This is a genomic window from Amycolatopsis sp. NPDC051716, from assembly GCF_040681595.1.
Classification (GTDB): Bacteria; Actinomycetota; Actinomycetes; order Mycobacteriales; family Pseudonocardiaceae; genus Amycolatopsis.
In genome coordinates this window covers 224,982-242,152 of sequence record NZ_JBFAZA010000010.1, presented here as the reverse complement: position 1 = coordinate 242,152, position 17,171 = coordinate 224,982, and the positions used below count along the sequence as shown (strand labels likewise).

The window sequence follows — 17,171 nt, the reverse complement described above, 5'->3', positions numbered from 1 at the left end:
ACCGGGTACGAAGAGATCGTGTCCGAGTCGGTGACCGGTAGAGTAGTCGCGCAGCAACGCGCGCAAGTCGCTCGGGAAGACTTGCGCGCGGAGGGCACCACCGTGAACGGCTGCTCGCGGGTGGGGTCGGTGACGTCCAGTCGGGCGGGCTATGTCGTGGCTTGCCGTGTGAAGCCCGGGACCGTGCCGGTGTAGGTCAGCACGCCGGTCTGTGTCGTCACCGTCGTCGCGGCTGCGGTTCCCGTCGCCACGCCCGTGACGAGCAGTGCCGCCGCTGCGAGCGCCGTTCCGATCCTCATCGTTCCCCCTCGACTCGGTTTACCTCGGTTTCGCGGCCGCCTTCGCCGCCGCGGCCGGCGAGTCCTGCTCGGGCGGAAGGGTGTCTTTCGGGCACTTGGTGTGGTCGGGCTCGGTGCACCCGTTCAGGTTGTACGTGTCGATTTTGGCCTCGTTGCCGTCGCCCGAGCTCATGCCGGTGAGCAGCGGGCTCAGGTCCTGTCCGCCGGAGCCGCAGTCACGGAATCCGGGCAGCTTGAAGTTCGGGTCCTTGATGTGGCCGGTGGCGAAGGGGTCGTAGTGACCGCTGACGTGGAGTTCGATGTCGTGTTCCGTCACGCAGTCGGGGCCGACGTCGAACGGGACGCCGTTGATCTTCACGTTGCTCACCCGGCCCATCACGAACAGCTGGGTGGTCAGCCAGATCTCGTTGTCGTCGCCGGTGTACAGGCCGCCGCCGACTTCGATCATCTTGCTGTTGCGGTAGTCGTGCGGCAGGAACTCGACGGTCGCGGTCACCGGCACGAACCCGAAGGCGAGGAACGTGGCGGTCGCCGGCTTGAACACCGCGGACCCGGAGACCCGGGACTCGGTGGTGTCGAGGTCCACCGAGAAGAACCCGTTGATCAGGAGGGCGGGGTCGGACACGACCGTCGCGCCCAGCTTCTTGATGGTCGACGTCGTGAAGATGGTGATGAGGCCGAGCGGCACGGTGTATTCGTTCGCGGGCGGTGGGTCGTCTTCCAGCGCGGCAGCCGCACCGAGCGCGGCCTTCTGCTCGGAACCCGGCGTCGCCGTCGGCTGGACGAGGACCGTGCCCAGCGTCGCCTGCTGATCGGGGTCGAGGGTGCACGCGATCGGCGGCGCCGGCGGGGCGGCGGGCGTGGCCGTCGCGTCGGGGGTGGCGGCCGCGTCGGGCGCGGGGACGGCGGTCAACGCGAGTGTCGGCGCGGTGACGTCGAAGACGACGGCCCCGATGGTGTTGATCGCGATCTCCGGCACGTCGCCGGTCGCGGTGAGGGTGACGTCGCCGGTTTCCGGCAGTGGCGTCGGCGCCACGGTGAGGGGGACCGGGAGCTTGTCCGAGCGGTCGCCCTGGTGCACCGTGAGGTCGAGCTGCACCGCGCCCTGCAGCGAACCGGAGGTGGCGCCGGTGGGCAGGAGCGCCAGCGCGACGTCGCGGGGGAGGCTCAACTGCACCGAGTACTTGCCGATCGTCGCCGAAGTGCCGCTCTTCGGCTGGGTGGGCAGGGTCGCCGACGTGACGACGGTGAGCTTGCGCGAGCCGAGCGGGTCGGCGAAGGGACAGGTCACCGAGACCGACGTCGTCGCCGTCTTCTCCGGCGGGGCCGCGGGGGCGGGGGCGGCCGAACCGACCCCGGTCAGTGCGCCGTTCGCCGCGGACAGCAGGCCGGCGGCCGCCAGCGCGGTCACCGTGACGGAGCGGGGCCGGACTCGACGGGGCATCGGTTTCCCTGGGTGTGTTCGGTGGTGCGGAAGACGGAAACCCGGTGCGGGCCCCTCTCGCGAGGAAACCCGCACCGGGACCGGTGTCAGTTGACGGTGATGCTCGGGCTGAACGCGGCGTTCTGCGGCGGGTTGATGACCTTCAGGGTGCAGCTCATCGTCCACGGCGTCCAGGTGTTGTTCGACTTCTTGTGGAACTGCACGTTCGCCGTGACGGTGTTGCCCATCGACAGCGTGTCGGTGCCCGGCGTCGCCGGCGCGGTGTAGGTCGGGACGCTGGACGTCGCGACCTGCGAGATGTTCACCGTGATCGGGCCGCCGGCCGGGTAGATGGTCGACGGGATGTCGAGCCCGGTGGCCGCCGGCGCCGACAGCGTGCCCGACGCCGCCGTCACCGACACGTCGGCGGTGCCCTGGATGCCGTCGTAGCCGACCGCGGTGAGCAGCGCGTGGACACCGGCGCTGATCGTCGCGGAGCCGCCCACGTTGGCCGGGGTGAGGGTGCCGCCTGCCGCGACGGAGTCCTCGGCGTCCAGGTGCGAGGTGACGAGGACCGGCTGCGGCGAGACGCCGGGGAAGGTGCAGGTGTAGGTCAGGGGCGTGGTGCCGCCGGCGGTGTAGGTGACCGTGGCGGCGGCCGCGGTGCCGGCGGTGAGCACCGCGATGGCGCCGACGGCGGTAGCGGTGGTCGCGATTCCGGCGGACAGCCTGCTGAGTCGGGACATACCCATCTCCTTTGATTCAGTACAGTCTCGGCTTTGGCTGATCGATTGCTCGCCGTCGTTGCTCTCCGATCACGTTCGCCCGCCCCCATTGCCCCGAGCGGCGGGACGTGAATTCACCGACGTGCGAGGTGGAGGTCCATCTGCCGGGAATGAGGCTACTCGCGGGTTCAGTATGGAACAAGACTTTGTGGCATCAGCAGTCCACCGCACCGGCGTGGTCCGGATTTCTTGTTCGCGCCCGCGCAGGACCGGCGGCGACTTCATCGGATCTTGACAAAGAACCACCGCGTGGCCGAACGGTGCTGAGAACGGTCTACCATTCGCGATCTTGCCGAAGCAATCTGGGATAACGAAACGCGAGAAAGGAGGCTACCGTGCCACTTACTTCACGTTGTGAACGGGTATCGCTCAGGGGAGCCGTATTGACGGTCTCGGCGGCGATGGCCCTGTCGCTCTGTGCCTCGCCGGCGTCCGCGGCCACCGTGGGCGGCGTGGTCGGCTGGGGAAAGCCGGACTTCGGCGTCACCGTTCCCCCGCCGGAGGCGCTGACCGGGGTCACCGCCGTGTCGGCGGGCACCACGACCGTGCTCGCGTTGAAGGACGGGGCGGTCCTCGCGTGGGGCGCGAACAACTGGGGCGCCAACGAGGTGCCGGCCGCGGCGTCGTCCGGGGTCGGCCGGATCGCGTCCGGCTGGGGCCACGAGCTCGCGCTCAAGAACGGCACGGTCCTGGCGTGGGGCAACGACTGGTACGGCCAGACCGACCTGCCCGCCTCGGTGACCAGTGGCGTCACGGCGATCTCGACGTCCTACATGCACAGCCTGGCGCTCAAGCAGAGCGGTCAGGTGGTGAGCTGGGGCACCCGGACCGACGTGCCGGCGGCGGCGCAGTCCGGCGTGACCGCGATCGCCGCCGGTGGCGACCACAACCTGGTGATCAAGAACGGCGGCGTGCTGGCCTGGGGGAGCAACGTCTACGGGCAGGCGGCCGTGCCGGCGGCCCTGTCGTCGGGGGTCACCGCGGTGTCCGCCGGGTTCCAGCACAGCATCGCCTTGAAGGACGGCAGCGTCTACGCGTGGGGCCGCAACAACTACGGTCAGGCGACCGTCCCCGAGGCGGCCTTGTCGGACATCGTGGGCATCGACGCCGGGGCCAACCACAACCTGGCCTTCAAGGCCAACGGCGACATCATCGCGTGGGGTTCGAACATCGTCGGCGAGACCATCCCGGACCCGCTCCCGTGCGGGCCGTTCTTCGCGGTCTCGGCCGGGGACAGCGACAGCTTCGGGCTGAAGGAAGATCCCGCCGCGCCGTGCTGAGCGGACGGGTGGCGGGCGGTGCGCCCGCCACCCGGTGGGTCAGCTCGTGGCGTTGGGGGTCAGGGTGAGGTTGATCGTGTTGCCCGGCCCGGAAACCAGGGCGCCGAGCGCGAGGTCGGCGACCCAGCAGTTGGTGAACTCCGGGATCGTGTAGTCGGCCGAGACCGTGATCGGCGAGAAGATGTCGATGTCCTTGGCCACCAGGTTCAGGTCGATCGGAGTCTTCGTCTTGCAGGCGCCCGGCACCGTGGGCAGCGGGATGACCGGCGAGAGCAGGCCGACCCAGATGTTGCTGATCTCCATGTTGGCCTTGGCGTGCGTGGTCAGCGTGGAGTCAACCAGGGTGCCGGTGGCGGGGCCGAGCGGGATCACCTTCACCGTCGCCTTGATCTTGAACAGGCCCGAAACCAGCGAGATGTTCGCCTGGGACGGCGGCAGGCTCAGGTCGGCGCTCAGGCCGACTTCACCGGTCTCGTCGTTGACGAGCAGGTTTCCGGCCAGGGTGCCGGGGCCGAGCGACATGGTGCTGCCGGTCTTCTTCACCACCGTGTTGCCGGTCACCGCGAAGGAGACCGGGAACGGGATGACCTCGGCCGACGCCGGGGTCGCGGTGACCACGGTCATCGCCACGGTCGCCGCCGACGTGAGCACGGCCAGTCTCTTCAGCTTCGTTGCCACGGACATGGTTGTCCTCCTTGTGCGTTTTCCCGGCCGTTTCCGGGTGCTCCCGGAAACGGTTACGTGCGGTATGGCGACAGGCCGGGTCAGCGGGCTTCGAGCTCGGTGATGACCCAGCCGCCGGTGGTGTGCTCCGCGGTCACGGAAAGTTGCGCCGCGGCGCTGTCGGTCGCATTGTTGTCGGCTCGAACGGCAGATTGATCGAGAAAGACGAGTAACCGCGCGTGACCATTCTTGAGTTCCTGCACGGCGATGGCGGAAACGCGCGAAGTGAGCACGAGTTTCTGTTCCGGCGCCTTTCGCCTGACTTCGGCGAACAGCTTGTCGTAGGAATCCTTGGCCGGCCCGCGCAACACGGCGGCGGCGGCCTTTTCGGTGACGTCGGTCCGGTCGTAGGAATACGAGAAGATCCGGTTGACGGCGAGGCTGACGGCGGAGCTGACATCGGCGGTGGTGCCGACATCGGTGAGCGCCAGGTTCGAGGCGGCGGGGTTGTCCGCGGCGGAGCGGGCTTCGAGGGTGAACCAGACACCGGCCCCGGTGAGGACGACGGCGGCGGCGAGGAGGAGGACGGGGAGACGACGCCAGGCGGGCCGGGTCTTGGCGGGGGTGACTTCGGTTTCGGCTTCGGCCGGGTCGGTCTCGGTGGCTTCGGCTTCGGCCGGGTCGGTCCCGGTGGCTTCGGGCTCGGCCGCTTCGACCTCGGCGGTGCCGGGCTCGGCGGGTCCGCCCTCGGCGGTGTTTGCGCTAACGGCGCCGCCGTCAGCAGGGTCGGCTTCGACCGGCTCGTCCACGGCAATCTTCGCGCGGCTCATCGGGCACCCACCGGCAGCTGGTCCAGCGCGCTCAGCTTCCACCCCTCGGGCGTCCGGCTCAGCGCCGCCGCGAAGCGGTTGCGCTTGACCGCCGGGGCCGTTCCCTGCTTGGCCATCGTGATCTCCACCGAGGCCAGCAGCTTCGCCGTGCCCGCGTGCTCGTCCAGCTCGCTCAGGCCTGCGTCCACCACGCGGCCCGTGGCCACCGTCGCGTTCGCCGCCAGGGTCTTCTTCGTCGTCTCGTCCGTGCGGGCCAGCTGGTCGTGCAGCGGGCCCGTCGAGGCCGACAGCCACTTGCCCAGGCCGCCGTTCACGTCGTGGTAGTCCAGCGTGTTCAGTTCCGCCACCAGCGTGCGGCCGGTGGCCAGCGCCTCGTCGCGGGCCATCCCGTACGTCACCGAAGAAGCGTGGGCCGCCGAGTACCACGAGTACCCCGACCAGCCCGCGAACACGGCCGCCGCTGCGGCCAGCGCCGCCACCGGCGCGAGCTTCAGCGCAGCCACAGCACCTCCCCGAGGGTCGTCGCCGTCGCCTGTGTCCCGAGTGACAGCGGGTTCGTCAGCCCGCCCGGCAGCACCGCGGCCGGGACCGGCGGGTGCGGCCCGTTCTGCGAGCCGCGCACCGAGCTCGGGTCCCCGTACGGCAGCGTGCAGGCCGCGTCGGTGTTGAACGGCATCGGCGAGAGGTCGTTGCTCGGCCGGTCCGGCGTCTTCTCGTAGCCCTGGCGGCACGGCGGCGGGTCGTTGAAGTTCAGCACCAGCCCCATGCGCAGCTGGTCACCCTGGTCGTTCAACGCCGACCCGACCGTCGCGACCGCGCGCGGCACGTCGGACAGCAGCTGTTCCTCCGCCGCGGTGCGGGTGCCGAACACGCGGGCCGTCGTCAGCAGGTTGGCCAGCAGGATCGGCAGGCCCGGGTCGTTTTCCTTCAGCAGCCCGCCGAGTTCGGACGCCGCCGGCGGGGCGGCCGCGATCAGCCGCCGCAGGTCGCCGTCCGAGCTCGCCAGCTGCTGGGCGAAGACGCGCGCGTTGCTGCTGAACGAGCGCCACTCCCCGGCGGAGTCGAGCTGGGTCCGCAGCACCGTGGCGCCGTCGCCGATCAGCTTCGACGTCTGCGGCAGGTGGCTGCTCGCCTCCTGCGTGAACGTCGTCGCCGAGTCCATCAGCGTCTGCAGGTCCGGGCCCGCGCCGCGCAGGGCGTCGTCGAGCTCGTTCACCACCGTGCGCAGGTCCTGCGTCGGCACCGACGCGGTGAACGAGTCCAGGTCCGTCAGCAGGCTGTTGACCGGCAGCGGCAGCGTCGTCGACTCGCGCCGGATGACCGAAGTGCCGTCGAGGTAGGGCGCATTGGCTGTGCGCGGCTGCAGGTCGACGTACTGCTCGCCGACGGCGGAGCGGTTCGCCACCACGGCCCGGGAGTCGGCCGGGATCGGCGGGGCCGCGTCGTCGATCAGCAGGTCCGCCTCCATCCCGGTGACGGTGAGCCGCAGCTCGCCGACCCGGCCGACGGCGACGCCGCGGTAGGTCACCTCGCCGTTGGTGAACAGCCCGCCGCCTTCGGTGAGTTCGAGCTTCACCGTGTAGCTGCCGGCGCCGAACAGCCGGCCCAGCCCGGCGTAGTTCGCGCCGACGAACGCCGTCGTCGCCAGCGCGATCACGACGAACAGGACGACCTGGACGCGTACTCTGCGGCTCAGCATCAGCGGCCTCCGGAGGGGACCGGGGTGCTGCTCGGCAGCGGGGGGAAGATGGGCAGGCCCGACTTCGGGACACCCTCGTTGAGCGGGGGCAGCGGCGCACCGGGTGCCGGGATCATCGAGACGAAGGCGTTGACGTAGTCGCCCTTCACCGCGCCGAGCACCGAGTCCGGGAACGGGAACGTCGGCAGCATCTGCAGCGACTGCGGCAGGTTCTCCCCGGCCGCGGCCAGCTGCCCGAGGATCGGCGCCAGCGCACGCAGGTCGGCCACCATGTCGGCGCGGCTGCGGTCGACGACGTCGGTGGCGACCGTGCCGAGCCGGTCCAGCGACTGCAGCATCGACACGAGCTGGGTGCGCTGGTCGGTGAGCGTCTTCAGCCCCGGCGTCAGGTCGGTCAGCGCGCCGGAGATCTGCTCGTGGCGGTTCGCGAGCGTGGTCGACAGCCGGTTCAGCCCGTCGAGCGCCGCGGTGATGTCCGAGCGGTGCGCGTCCAGGTCGGTCACCAGGGTGTTCACCCCGGAGAGGAACGACCGGATCTGTTCTTCGTTGCCGTCCATCACCTTCGACAGTTCACGGTTGATCGTCTGCAGCTGCCCGATCCCGCCGCCGTTGAGCAGCAGGGACAGGGCTCCGAAGATCTCTTCGAACTCGGGGTTGCGGTTGGTGCGGTCCAGGGTGATCGTGGCGCCGTTCGCCAGCCGCGGGGTCCCGGCGGGCGGCGCGCCACCGCTTTTCGCGTCACCGTCCGGTGGGGCCAGCTCGACGAACTTCTCGCCGAGCAGGCTGGACTGGCGCAGCCGCGCGACCGCGTTCGCGGGCAGGACGACGTCGCCGTTGACGACCAGCACGGTTTCGGCCGTCCAGCCGTCCCCGCCCAGCCGGACTTCCCGCACCCGGCCCACCGGGACGTCCCCGACCTTCACCGCGGCCTGCGGCACCAGGTCGAGCACGTCGGCGAACTGCACGGTCACCGAATACGGGTGGTCACCGACGTCGGCACCGCCCGGCAGGGGCAGGTCGTAGACGCCCTTGAACTCACCGGACGAGCAGCCCGCGAGCGTCAGGCACCCGACGGCCACGACGGCGGCGATCCGCTTCATCGCCCGCCTCCGTTCGTGTAGGTGTCACCGGTCACCGGCAGTGGCAGCGGCGGCTGGAGGTAGTAGTCGAAGTTGCCCCGGCCCAGCAGCCGCCCGGTGGCCGGGTCGACCGCGTTGAGCACGTTCGTCACGGCCAGCGGCGCGACGTCGAGCGTTTCGGCCAGCGACGCGCGCTGCTCGACGAGCGTGCGCGTGGTCGTCACCAGGTTGTCCACATTCGCCTTGAGCGCGCCGCGGTTGTCGCGGATGAAGCCCTGGACATCGGCGAGCGCGCGGCCGAGGCCGTCGAGGGCCCGCGCCAGCTCGCCGCTGTTGGCGGCCAGGGTGCCGGAGATCTGCGCCAGCTGCTGGTTGACGTTGCTCACCTGGCTGTCGTTGGTGGCCAGCATGGTGGTGAACTGCTGCAGCTCGCTGACCGTGCCGAACAGGTCGCTCGAGTTGCCGGCCAGCGTGCGGGCCAGCTGGGCGAAGTTGCGGACGCTGTCGTTGATCGTGCGGCCGTTGCCCTGCAGGTTCTGCGCGCCGGTCTTCAGCAGGTCCGACAGCGCGCCCTGGGAGTTGGCGCCGTTCGGGCCGAGCGCCTTCGAGATCGTGTCGAGGCTGGCGTAGAGCTGGTCGAGCTCGACCGGGGTGGCCGTCCGCTGGATCGGGATCGTCGCGCCGTCCGGCAGCCGCGGCCCGCCGCGGGCCGGCTTGGCGAACTGCAGGTAGCGGTCGGCGACGACGCTGGGCGCGATCACCAGGAGCGTGGTGTCCTCGGCGACGCCGACCGAGCCGTCGATGCTCATGTCCACCTGCACCTGCTCGCCGCGCGGGGCGACCGCGTCGACCTGGCCGATCCGGACGCCGAGCACGCGCACGTCCGAGCCGGGGTAGACGCCGACCGCGCGGGTGAAGAACGCCGTGACGTGGTGCTGCCCGGAGCCGGAGAACACCCACCACAGTGCGGCCGTGACGACGAGGGCGAGCAGCAGGGCGGCGGCGACGAAACGGCTCGCCAGGACGCCGGCGCGGGTTGTGGTCAGTGCGCTCACTTGGCCCCTCCCGGGTTCTTCGGCGGGGTGCAGGGGTCGTGGTTCTCGGGCAGCAGCCCGCAGAGGTAGGCGTCGATCCAGTGGCCGTTGCCGGTCGTGTTGGTGAGCACCCGGAAGTACGGGCCGGCCAGCTGCAGGCCCTTGGAGAGGTTGTCGTTCTGCCGCTTGAGCAGGTCGGTGACCTGGTTGAGCGACTGCAGGGCCGGCTTGAGCGCGTCGTTGTTGTCCCGCACCAGCCCGCTGAGCTGGCCGGCCAGCCGTGCCGAGCCGTCCAGCAGGTCCCGGATCGCGTCGCGGCGGCTGTTCAGCTCGGTGAGCAGCAGGTTGCCGTCGCCGATCAGCTTCTCGAAGTCGTCGTTCGAGTTCGCCAGCGTCGTGGTCAGCTTCCGGGCGTTGGCCAGCAGTTCGGCGATCTGGTTGTCGCGGCTGGAGACCGTCTTGGACAGCTGGGACAGCCCGTCGAGCGCGCTGCGGACGTGTTCGGGGGAGTTGCGGAAGGTGTCCGACAACGTGGTGAAGCTGTCCGCGAGCTGTTTGGTGTCGATCGCGCCCACGGTGTCGGCGAGGCCGTTGAAGGCGTCGGTGACATCGTAGGGCGTGACCGTCCGGGTTCGCGGGATCGGCTGGTCCGGGTTCTGGACGTCGTCGCCGGTGGGGTTGAGCGCGAGGAACTTGCGGCCCAGCAACGTCTTGATCTTGATCTCGGCGGAGGTGCGGTCGCCGATCCAGGCGTTCTTGACCCGGAAGGAGACGAGGACGTGGTCGTCGGCCAGCTCCACACGGCGGACCTCGCCGACCTTGATGCCGGCGATCCGGACCTCGTCGTCGGACTGCAGGCCGGCGGCTTCGGAGAACTCGGCCTCGTACGTGGTGCCGCCGCCGACGATCGGGAGGTTGTCGTAGTTGAGCGTGACGGTCAGCAGCGCGGCCAGCGCGACACTGCCGATCACGCCGAGGACGATCGGGTTGCGCTCCTTGAAGGACTTCACGGTTCGCACCTCGCCGTCTCGGTCAGCACTCCGCGCGGGGGCGCGGCTTCGAGCGTGGCGCGGCAGAGGAAGAAGTTCATCCACGATCCGTAGGAGGTGGCCCGGCCGATCTCGGTGAACTTCACCGGCAGGTTGGTCAAGAAGCTGTCCACATCGGACTGGTTCTGGGCCAGCGTGCTCGCGACCTGCTGCAGGCCGGTGATGCTGTCCTTCAGCGGCGGGCGGGCCTGCTCGAACAGCCCGGCGGTGGACTCGGTCAGCGCGCCGATCCCGCTGATGGCGTCGCCGATCGCGGCGCGGTCGCCGGCCAGCCCGGACACCAGCTGCCGCAGGGTGGAGACGAGGTTCGCCAGCGCGTCGCCCTTGCCGTTGACGGTGTTCAGGACCGTGTTGAGGTTGCCGATCACCTCGCCGATCACCTTGTCGCGGCCGGCGAGGGTGGTGGTCAGCGAACCGGTGTGCTGCAGCAGGCTCTCGACGGTGCCGCCTTCGCCCTGCAGCACCTGGACGAGCTCGCCGGAGAGCTCGTTGACGTCGTTCGGCGACAGCGCCTGGAAGAGCGGTTTGAAGCCGTTGAAGAGGTCGGTGAGGTCGAGGGCGGGTGTCGTGCGGTCCAGCGGGATCTCGGCGCCCCGGGGCAGCTGGTCCCGGGTGGCGGTGTTCCCGCGTTCCAGGGCGACGTACCGCTGCCCGACCATGTTGCGGTACTTGATGACCGCGCGGACGTCGGCGGGCAGCCGCCGGCCCTGGTCGAGGGAGAAGCCGACCACCGCCCGGTTGCGGTCGCCGATGTCGAGGGACTCGACCTGGCCGACGCGGACCCCGGAGATGCGCACGTCGTCACCGATGTTGAGCGAGGTGGCGTCGAGGAACTTGGCCGTGTAGCGCTCGGTGGCGCCGACGCCGGAGTTCGTGATGGAGATGGCGAGCAGGGTCGTCGCCAGCGCGGTGACGGCGATGAAGACGAGGCTCTTGATCAGCGGGGCGGCGATGTTCCTCACTTGAGCGTCACCTCCGTGCCGCGGTAGAGCGGTCCGACGAGCACGCTGCTCCAGGCCGGCACCTCGGCCGTCGGCACCCCGATCGACGGGGCGACCAGAGTGGACAGCAGCTGCTGCTCCTGCGGCGAGTTCGCGAGCCCGAGGTCACCCTGGCCGCCGGTGAGCAGCGGGTGCCCGGTGGTACCCGGGGCCGCCGCGGCGGTGCCGATCGTCGGGGAGACGCCGGAGGGGTAGCACCGGGGCTCGCCGCCGCCGGTGAAGCGCGGGTCGTCCCGGCCCGGCAGGTACTTGCCGCTGTCGGGGACGACCGCGACATCGGCGTGCACGCCCGGTTCGCGCGTGCCCGCGCCGAGCACCTTGTCCATGGATTTCCTCAGTGCGTTGAGCGAGCCGATCGTGCAGGCGAAGCTGGGGGAGTACTTCGCCGCGATCTCCAGCGGCGCGCGGCTGTCGGCGGCCAGGGAGATGAGGTTGTTCCGGTTGTTGGCCAGGAAGGTGGCGACCTCCTGGGACGACGACGTCACCTGCTGGTACACCCCGGCGAGGTCCGCCTGCTTCTCCTTGACCGTGTTGAGCGTGACCGCGGAGTCGGTGAGCGCGTCCAGGAGGTCAGGCGCGATGTCGCCGTAGAGCCGGGAAACCGAGGCGAGGTCCTTCAGGTCCGAGGTCAGCTGCGGGAGGTCGGGGTTGAACTCCTTCAGGTAATCCGCGGCGGTGCCGATCGTCTTCCCGAGCTGCTCGCCGCGTCCCTCCAGGGCCGTCGAAACCGCGGTCAGCGTCGTCGCCAGCTTCTGCGGCTGGACGGCTTTCAGCAGCGGCAGCAGGTTGTCGAAGACCCGTTCCAGCTCGACCGCGTTCGCCGAGCGGTCCTGCTCGATGACGTCGCCGGCGGCCAGGTGCGGCGCGCGCTCGCCGTCCGGGATGGACAGCTGGACGTACCGTTCGCCGAACAGCGTCTTCGGCACGAGCAGCGCGGAGACGTTGCGGGGCAGCATGTCCACCTTGCCCGGTTCGAGAGCAAGCGCTATCTCGGCACCCTGCGGGGTGGCCCGGACGCCGCGGATCTCCCCGACGAGCACGCCGCGGGCCTTGACCTGGCCGCCCGGGGAGAGCTGGTTGCCGATGCGGCTCGCCTTGAGCGTCACGGGGACCGTGCTGACGAAGTCCTTGTCGTACACCTTGATCGAGAGCGTCACCAGCACGCCCATCACCACGAGGAACAGCACCCCGGCGGTGCGGACCCCGGCCTTGCGGCGGGTTTCCCTTCTCATCCGGCCACCTGCACGGTCGTCGTCGCGCCCCAGATCGCCAGGGAGAGGAAGAAGTCGAGGACGCTGATCGCGACGATCGCGGTGCGCACCGCGCGGCCCACCGCGACACCGACCCCGGCCGGGCCGCCGCTCGCGCGGAAGCCGTAGTAACAGTGCGCCAGGACCACCACGACGCTGAACACCAGGACCTTCCCGAACGACCACAGCACGTCGCCGGGGGGCAGGAACAGCAGGAAGTAGTGGTCGTAGGTACCCGCGGACTGGCCGAAGAACAACACGGTGACCTCGCGCGAGGCGAGGTAGCTCGACAGCAGCCCGATCGCGTAGAGCGGGATGACGGCGAGGAAGCCGGCGATCACCCGGGTCGTCACCAGGTACGGGATGCTGGGGATGCCCATGACTTCGAGGGCGTCGATCTCCTCGGAGATCCGCATGGCGCCGAGCTGCGCGGTGAACCCGCAGCCCACGGTGGCGCTCAGCGCGAGCCCGCTGACCAGGGGCGCGATCTCGCGGGTGTTGAAGTAGGCGGACACGAACCCGGCGAACGCCGACGTCCCGACCTGGTTCAGCGCGGAGTAGCCCTGGAGGCCGACGACCGTGCCGGTGGCGACGGTCATCCCGATCATCACGCCGATCGTGCCGCCGATGACGGCCAGCGCGCCGCTGCCGAAGCTGACTTCGGCCAGCAGACGGACGACTTCGCGCAGGTAGCGGCGCAGGGCCCGCGGGGTCCAGGCGATCGCGCGGAGGAAGAAGAGGATCTGGTCGCCGAGGGTGTCGAGGAAGCCGAACCGGCGGTCGACGGCCTCGCGTACCCGCGCGGTTCTCGGGAGGTCCGTGGTCGTCACTTCAGCTCCCCTTGGGCGGCACGAGTTGCAGGTAGACGGTGGTGAGGATCAGGTTCAACACGAACAGCAGCAGGAACGTGATGACGACCGACTGGTTGACCGCGTCCCCGACGCCCTTCGGGCCGCCCTTGGGGTTGAGGCCGCGGTAGGAGGCGACCACCCCGGCGACGAAGCCGAAGAGGAGGGCCTTGATCTCGCTGATCCACAGGTCGGGCAGCTGGGCCAGGGCGGAGAAGCTGGCCAGGTAGGCGCCCGGGGTGCCGTGCTGCATGATCACGTTGAAGAAGTAGCCGCCGAGCACGCCGACGACGCTGACCATGCCGTTGAGGAAGACGGCGACACCCATCGCGGCGAGCACCCGCGGCACGATGAGCCGCTGGACCGGCGAGACGCCGAGCACCTCCATCGCGTCGATCTCTTCGCGGATGGTGCGGGAGCCGAGGTCCGCGCACATCGCGCTGCCGCCGGCGCCGGCGATGAGCAGGGCGGTGACGATCGGGCTGGCCTGCTGGATGATCGCGAGCACGCTCGCCGCGCCGGTGAACGACTGCGCGCCGATCTGCGTGGTCAGCGAGCCGATGTGCAGCGCGATCACCGCTCCGAACGGGATGGAGACCAGCGCCGTCGGCAGGATCGACACGCTCGCGATGAACCAGAACTGCTGGATCAGTTCCCGCGTTTGGAACGGGCGGCGGAAGGTCAGCCGGACGACGTCGAGGCCGAGTCCGTAGAGCCGTCCGGTCTGCCGCAATGCGGCCGCCCCCGGGAACGACGCCGTCGTCGTCCGTTCGGCCATTCGTGTGCCTCCAGCGGTTTCGGCGGCACGCCGAATACACCCGAGATGACCAAAGGGAAATGGACCGAATGGACTAATAATTGTCGGCCATTCACGGTCTCGGGAGTACCGTGCCGTTTCCTACTGGTCGGTACGCTAACGACGGCCTTGCTGGGAGACAAGAACTTGAGCAGGATCACGGGGTCACGGGCTGGTAACCGAGCATTTCTTGTCCAGAGCTGACAAACGGACCCGATCTTGTTGTCAGCGAAGGAAAAGAAACTCCGCTGGCAACCCCACCCGCGCTTGACGCTCCACCCCGCTTTGTCAATTCCCGCGCATCCCGGCGGTCGGTTGGCGTACCCCGGGAGTCGGCCTGCGTACCCAGAGGGTCGGCTCGCGTATCCGGAGGGTCGGACGGCGAACCGACCCTCCAGGGACGCAAACCGACCCTCCAGGTACGCGAACCGACCCTCCAGGGACGCAAGCCGACCCTCCAGGTACGCGAACCGACCCTCCGGGTACGGGTCAGGACTTGAGGGCGGCGAGGAGTTCGTAGGAGCGGACGCGGTCGGCGTGGCCGTGGACCATCGTGGTGACCATCAGCTCGTCCGCGCCGGTATCGGCCAGCAGCTGCTCGAGTCCCTTTTGGACGGTTTCCGGGGAGCCGACGATGCTGGAGCCGAAGCGCTCGGCCAGGAACGCGCGGTCCATCTCGGTGTACGGGTACTCCGCGGCTTCTTCCGGGGTCGGCAAGGCGATCGGGCGGCCGCGGCGGAGGCTGAGGAACGTCAGCCCGCTGGGGCCGGCCAGGAAGCGGGCGCGCTCGTCGGTTTCGGCGGCGACCACGGACACGCCGAGCATCACGTACGGCTCGTCGAGCACCCCCGGCCGGAAGTTCTCGCGGTAGAGCTGGACGGCCGGGACGGTGTTCTCGGCGGCGAAGTGGTGGGCGAAGGAGAACGGCAGCCCGAGCCGCCCGGCGAGCTGGGCGCTGAAGCCGCTCGAGCCGAGCAGCCACACCGGCGGCTGGTTGCCCTCGGCCACCACCGCGTTGACGCCGCGGGCCTCCGAATGGGTGAAGTAGCCGATCAGCTCCTGCAGGTGCTCCGGGAAGTTCTCCGCGGACAGCCCGCCCGGGCCGCGCAGCGCCAGCGCCGTGCGCTGGTCGGTGCCCGGCGCGCGGCCGATGCCGAGGTCGATGCGGCCGGGGTGGAACGCCTCCAGGGTGCCGAACTGCTCGGCGACGACCAGCGGCGCGTGGTTGGGCAGCATGATGCCGCCCGACCCGACGCGGATCCGCTCGGTGGCGTCTGCGACGTGCCCGATCAGCACGACGGTGGCCGAGCTGGCGATGCCGGGCATGTTGTGGTGCTCGGCCAGCCAGTAGCGGTGGTAGCCCAGCCGTTCCGCGGCGCGGGCGAGGTCCAGGGTGTTGCGCAGCGTCTCGCCGACGGTGTTCCCCTCGGAAACGGGGGACAGGTCGAGCACGGACAGCGGCACGTCAGGCAATGAGCTCACAACCGGGGTCAACGCCCCGGTGCCGCCATTGCTTCCCGGAGTGCCGCCGGATCACCGCCGCGGAAGGCCACGACGCCGTCCGGACGCACGAGCAGCGCGTCGGCCGGGGCGTCCGGGCAGGCGGCTGTGACGATCTTCACGCCCGGACCGGCGGCTTCCCGCAGGTCGGCGCGGTCGGCGAAGTCGAACAGCACGGTCCGCGCCTCGCGCATGATCTCGGCCACGCGGGTCGGCTCGCTGCCGACGGTCAGGGATAGGTCGGGGACGTACGGGAGCTCGTCGGCGTCCCGCATGAGCCCGGCCAGGTGCCGGGTCGCGTCGGGAAACGCGGCCAGTTCGCCGAAGAGCGTCCGCAGAGCGTCGCCGTCCTCGCCGGTCAGGCGGTCGAGCAGGGCCTGGACGCGGGTCTGCGTCAACGTCCGCGCGGCCACCGGGTACCGCTCGGCGTGGTAGCTGTCGAGCAGCGCCTCCGGGGCGGTTCCGCGGACGACGGCGGCGAGCTTCCAGCCGAGGTTGACCGCGTCCAGCAGCCCGACGTTGAGCGAGGACCCGCCGGCGGGGAAGAGGTGCGCGGCGTCGCCGGCCAGGAACACGCGGCCGGCCCGGTACTGCGAGGCGAGCCTCGCCGAGCTCGCCGTTCGCGACAGCCACAGCGGTTCGCCCAGTGGCAGGTCCTCGCCGAGGACCCGCCGGACGGCGGCGCGGAACTCGTCGAGCGTCGGCTCGCCGGGCGGCTCCGGCGTCACTTCGCGGACGCCGGCGATCACGACGCCCGGCGTCAGCGAGGTCACCAGCACCCGGCCGCCGGGACGGCGGTTCCAGCCGCGTTCCAGTCCTGTCACCGTGGCGAAGAGGTCCACGTCCGCCCGGAAATGCCCGAGGCGCATCAGCTCGTCGCCGGTGGTGCCGGGGAAGCCGATACCGGCCAGCTCGCGGACGCGGCTGCGCGCGCCGTCGCAGCCGACGATGTACCGCGGCTCGATGCGGTACTCCCCGTCCGGGCCGCGGACGGTGCCGAGGTTCACCAGTTCGTGGCCGCGCCGGAGTTCGGCCCCGAGCTCGGTCGCGCGCTCTGCCAGCAGGGCCTCCATCCGTGGCTGCTGCAGCATGAGCCCGCGCAGTGGCGTGTCCGGCCCGGACAGGTCGAGGGGGACCGGACCGAAGGGGAAGCCGGGCAAGGGGCCGGCGAACGTCGCCTCGGCCCGGAACCGGTCGAGGAGTCCCCGGTGGTCCAGCTGCTCGACGATCCGGCCGCCGAGCCCGTTCGCGCGCGGCCGCCGGTCCGGTTCGGTCCGCCGGTCCAGGACCACCACCTTCGCGCCGCCGAGCCGCAGCTCCGCCGCCAGCAGCAGGCCCACCGGGCCCGCTCCGATCACCGCTACGTCCATCACGCCCTCCAGAGTGTCAGTTCAAACTGACGCAGGTGTCAGGCTAGACTGACATCCATGGAAGCGGAAGAGCTTTCGGGACGCGTCTCGGAAACGGACCCGGCGGTGGCGTTGCGGGCGGTGGGTGCCCTGCACCGGCTCGCCGAACAGGTCGAAGCGGCGGCCGTCGCGCACGCACGGGAGCGGGGCTGGTCGTGGGAGCAGATCGGGGACGCGCTCGGCGTCGCCCGCCAATCCGTGCACGCCAAGTACGGGAAGTGAGGTC

18 protein-coding genes are annotated in these 17,171 nt (G+C 70.4%); 2 read left to right on the top strand and 16 right to left on the bottom strand.

All coding sequences use genetic code 11. The features are described from left to right. Positions 1–149 precede the first annotated feature (149 nt). The 3 genes from AB0M30_RS16555 to AB0M30_RS16545 form a co-directional block, all read right to left on the bottom strand. Complete coding sequence (locus AB0M30_RS16555; RefSeq protein ID WP_364584832.1) at positions 150–299, bottom strand: hypothetical protein; 150 nt, start codon at positions 297–299, stop codon at positions 150–152. A gap of 19 nt (positions 300–318) precedes the next feature. Beyond that, positions 319–1,743, bottom strand: a complete 1,425-nt coding sequence (locus AB0M30_RS16550) for a DUF6801 domain-containing protein (protein ID WP_364584831.1) — start codon at positions 1,741–1,743, stop codon at positions 319–321. A gap of 86 nt (positions 1,744–1,829) precedes the next feature. Then, entirely contained in the window at positions 1,830–2,468 is a 639-nt protein-coding gene (locus tag AB0M30_RS16545) for a DUF6801 domain-containing protein (RefSeq protein WP_364584829.1), read from the bottom strand. A 422-nt stretch (positions 2,469–2,890) separates the two neighbouring features. Here AB0M30_RS16545 and AB0M30_RS16540 point away from each other — a divergent pair, with 422 nt between their 5' ends. Beyond that, entirely contained in the window at positions 2,891–3,787 is an 897-nt protein-coding gene (locus tag AB0M30_RS16540; RefSeq protein ID WP_364584827.1) for a hypothetical protein, read from the top strand. A 39-nt stretch (positions 3,788–3,826) separates the two neighbouring features. Here AB0M30_RS16540 and AB0M30_RS16535 read toward each other — a convergent pair whose 3' ends face one another. The 13 genes from AB0M30_RS16535 to AB0M30_RS16475 all read right to left on the bottom strand — a co-directional run bounded on the left by AB0M30_RS16535 (position 3,827) and on the right by AB0M30_RS16475 (position 16,906). Further along, entirely contained in the window at positions 3,827–4,471 is a 645-nt protein-coding gene (locus AB0M30_RS16535) for a hypothetical protein (RefSeq protein ID WP_364584826.1), read from the bottom strand. Positions 4,472–4,551: 80 nt separating this feature from the next. Further along, positions 4,552–5,280: a hypothetical protein gene (locus AB0M30_RS16530; protein WP_364584824.1), complete on the bottom strand. Its 729-nt coding sequence runs from the start codon at positions 5,278–5,280 to the stop codon at positions 4,552–4,554. After that, complete coding sequence (locus AB0M30_RS16525; protein ID WP_364584822.1) at positions 5,277–5,783, bottom strand: hypothetical protein; 507 nt, start codon at positions 5,781–5,783, stop codon at positions 5,277–5,279. The genes AB0M30_RS16530 and AB0M30_RS16525 overlap by 4 nt, the downstream gene beginning before the upstream one ends. Continuing rightward, positions 5,771–6,979, bottom strand: coding sequence for an MlaD family protein (locus tag AB0M30_RS16520; protein ID WP_364584820.1), 1,209 nt, complete (start codon positions 6,977–6,979; stop codon positions 5,771–5,773). The genes AB0M30_RS16525 and AB0M30_RS16520 overlap by 13 nt, the downstream gene beginning before the upstream one ends. Further along, positions 6,979–8,079 carry an MCE family protein gene (locus AB0M30_RS16515; protein ID WP_364584818.1) on the bottom strand — a complete coding sequence of 367 codons (1,101 nt, stop codon included), beginning with the start codon at positions 8,077–8,079 and terminating at the stop codon, positions 6,979–6,981. Before AB0M30_RS16515 ends, AB0M30_RS16520 begins: the two co-directional genes overlap by 1 nt. Next, a complete protein-coding gene (locus tag AB0M30_RS16510; protein ID WP_364584816.1) occupies positions 8,076–9,113 on the bottom strand; it encodes an MCE family protein in 1,038 nt (345 codons plus the stop codon). Before AB0M30_RS16510 ends, AB0M30_RS16515 begins: the two co-directional genes overlap by 4 nt. Next, entirely contained in the window at positions 9,110–10,102 is a 993-nt protein-coding gene (locus AB0M30_RS16505) for an MCE family protein (RefSeq protein ID WP_364584814.1), read from the bottom strand. The genes AB0M30_RS16510 and AB0M30_RS16505 overlap by 4 nt, the downstream gene beginning before the upstream one ends. Next, positions 10,099–11,103, bottom strand: a complete 1,005-nt coding sequence (locus AB0M30_RS16500; RefSeq protein ID WP_364584813.1) for an MCE family protein — start codon at positions 11,101–11,103, stop codon at positions 10,099–10,101. Before AB0M30_RS16500 ends, AB0M30_RS16505 begins: the two co-directional genes overlap by 4 nt. Beyond that, entirely contained in the window at positions 11,100–12,374 is a 1,275-nt protein-coding gene (locus tag AB0M30_RS16495; RefSeq protein ID WP_364584811.1) for an MCE family protein, read from the bottom strand. Before AB0M30_RS16495 ends, AB0M30_RS16500 begins: the two co-directional genes overlap by 4 nt. Next, positions 12,371–13,222 carry an ABC transporter permease gene (locus AB0M30_RS16490; protein WP_364584809.1) on the bottom strand — a complete coding sequence of 284 codons (852 nt, stop codon included), beginning with the start codon at positions 13,220–13,222 and terminating at the stop codon, positions 12,371–12,373. The genes AB0M30_RS16495 and AB0M30_RS16490 overlap by 4 nt, the downstream gene beginning before the upstream one ends. Before the next feature lies 1 nt (position 13,223). Beyond that, a complete protein-coding gene (locus AB0M30_RS16485; protein ID WP_364584807.1) occupies positions 13,224–14,018 on the bottom strand; it encodes an ABC transporter permease in 795 nt (264 codons plus the stop codon). Positions 14,019–14,525: 507 nt separating this feature from the next. Next, entirely contained in the window at positions 14,526–15,518 is a 993-nt protein-coding gene (locus tag AB0M30_RS16480) for an LLM class flavin-dependent oxidoreductase (RefSeq protein ID WP_364003749.1), read from the bottom strand. A gap of 8 nt (positions 15,519–15,526) precedes the next feature. Continuing rightward, entirely contained in the window at positions 15,527–16,906 is a 1,380-nt protein-coding gene (locus AB0M30_RS16475) for an FAD-dependent monooxygenase (RefSeq protein WP_364584911.1), read from the bottom strand. 57 nt (positions 16,907–16,963) lie between these two features. Here AB0M30_RS16475 and AB0M30_RS16470 point away from each other — a divergent pair, with 57 nt between their 5' ends. Then, positions 16,964–17,167, top strand: coding sequence for a helix-turn-helix domain-containing protein (locus AB0M30_RS16470; RefSeq protein ID WP_013223678.1), 204 nt, complete (start codon positions 16,964–16,966; stop codon positions 17,165–17,167). Positions 17,168–17,171: the final 4 nt, after the last annotated feature.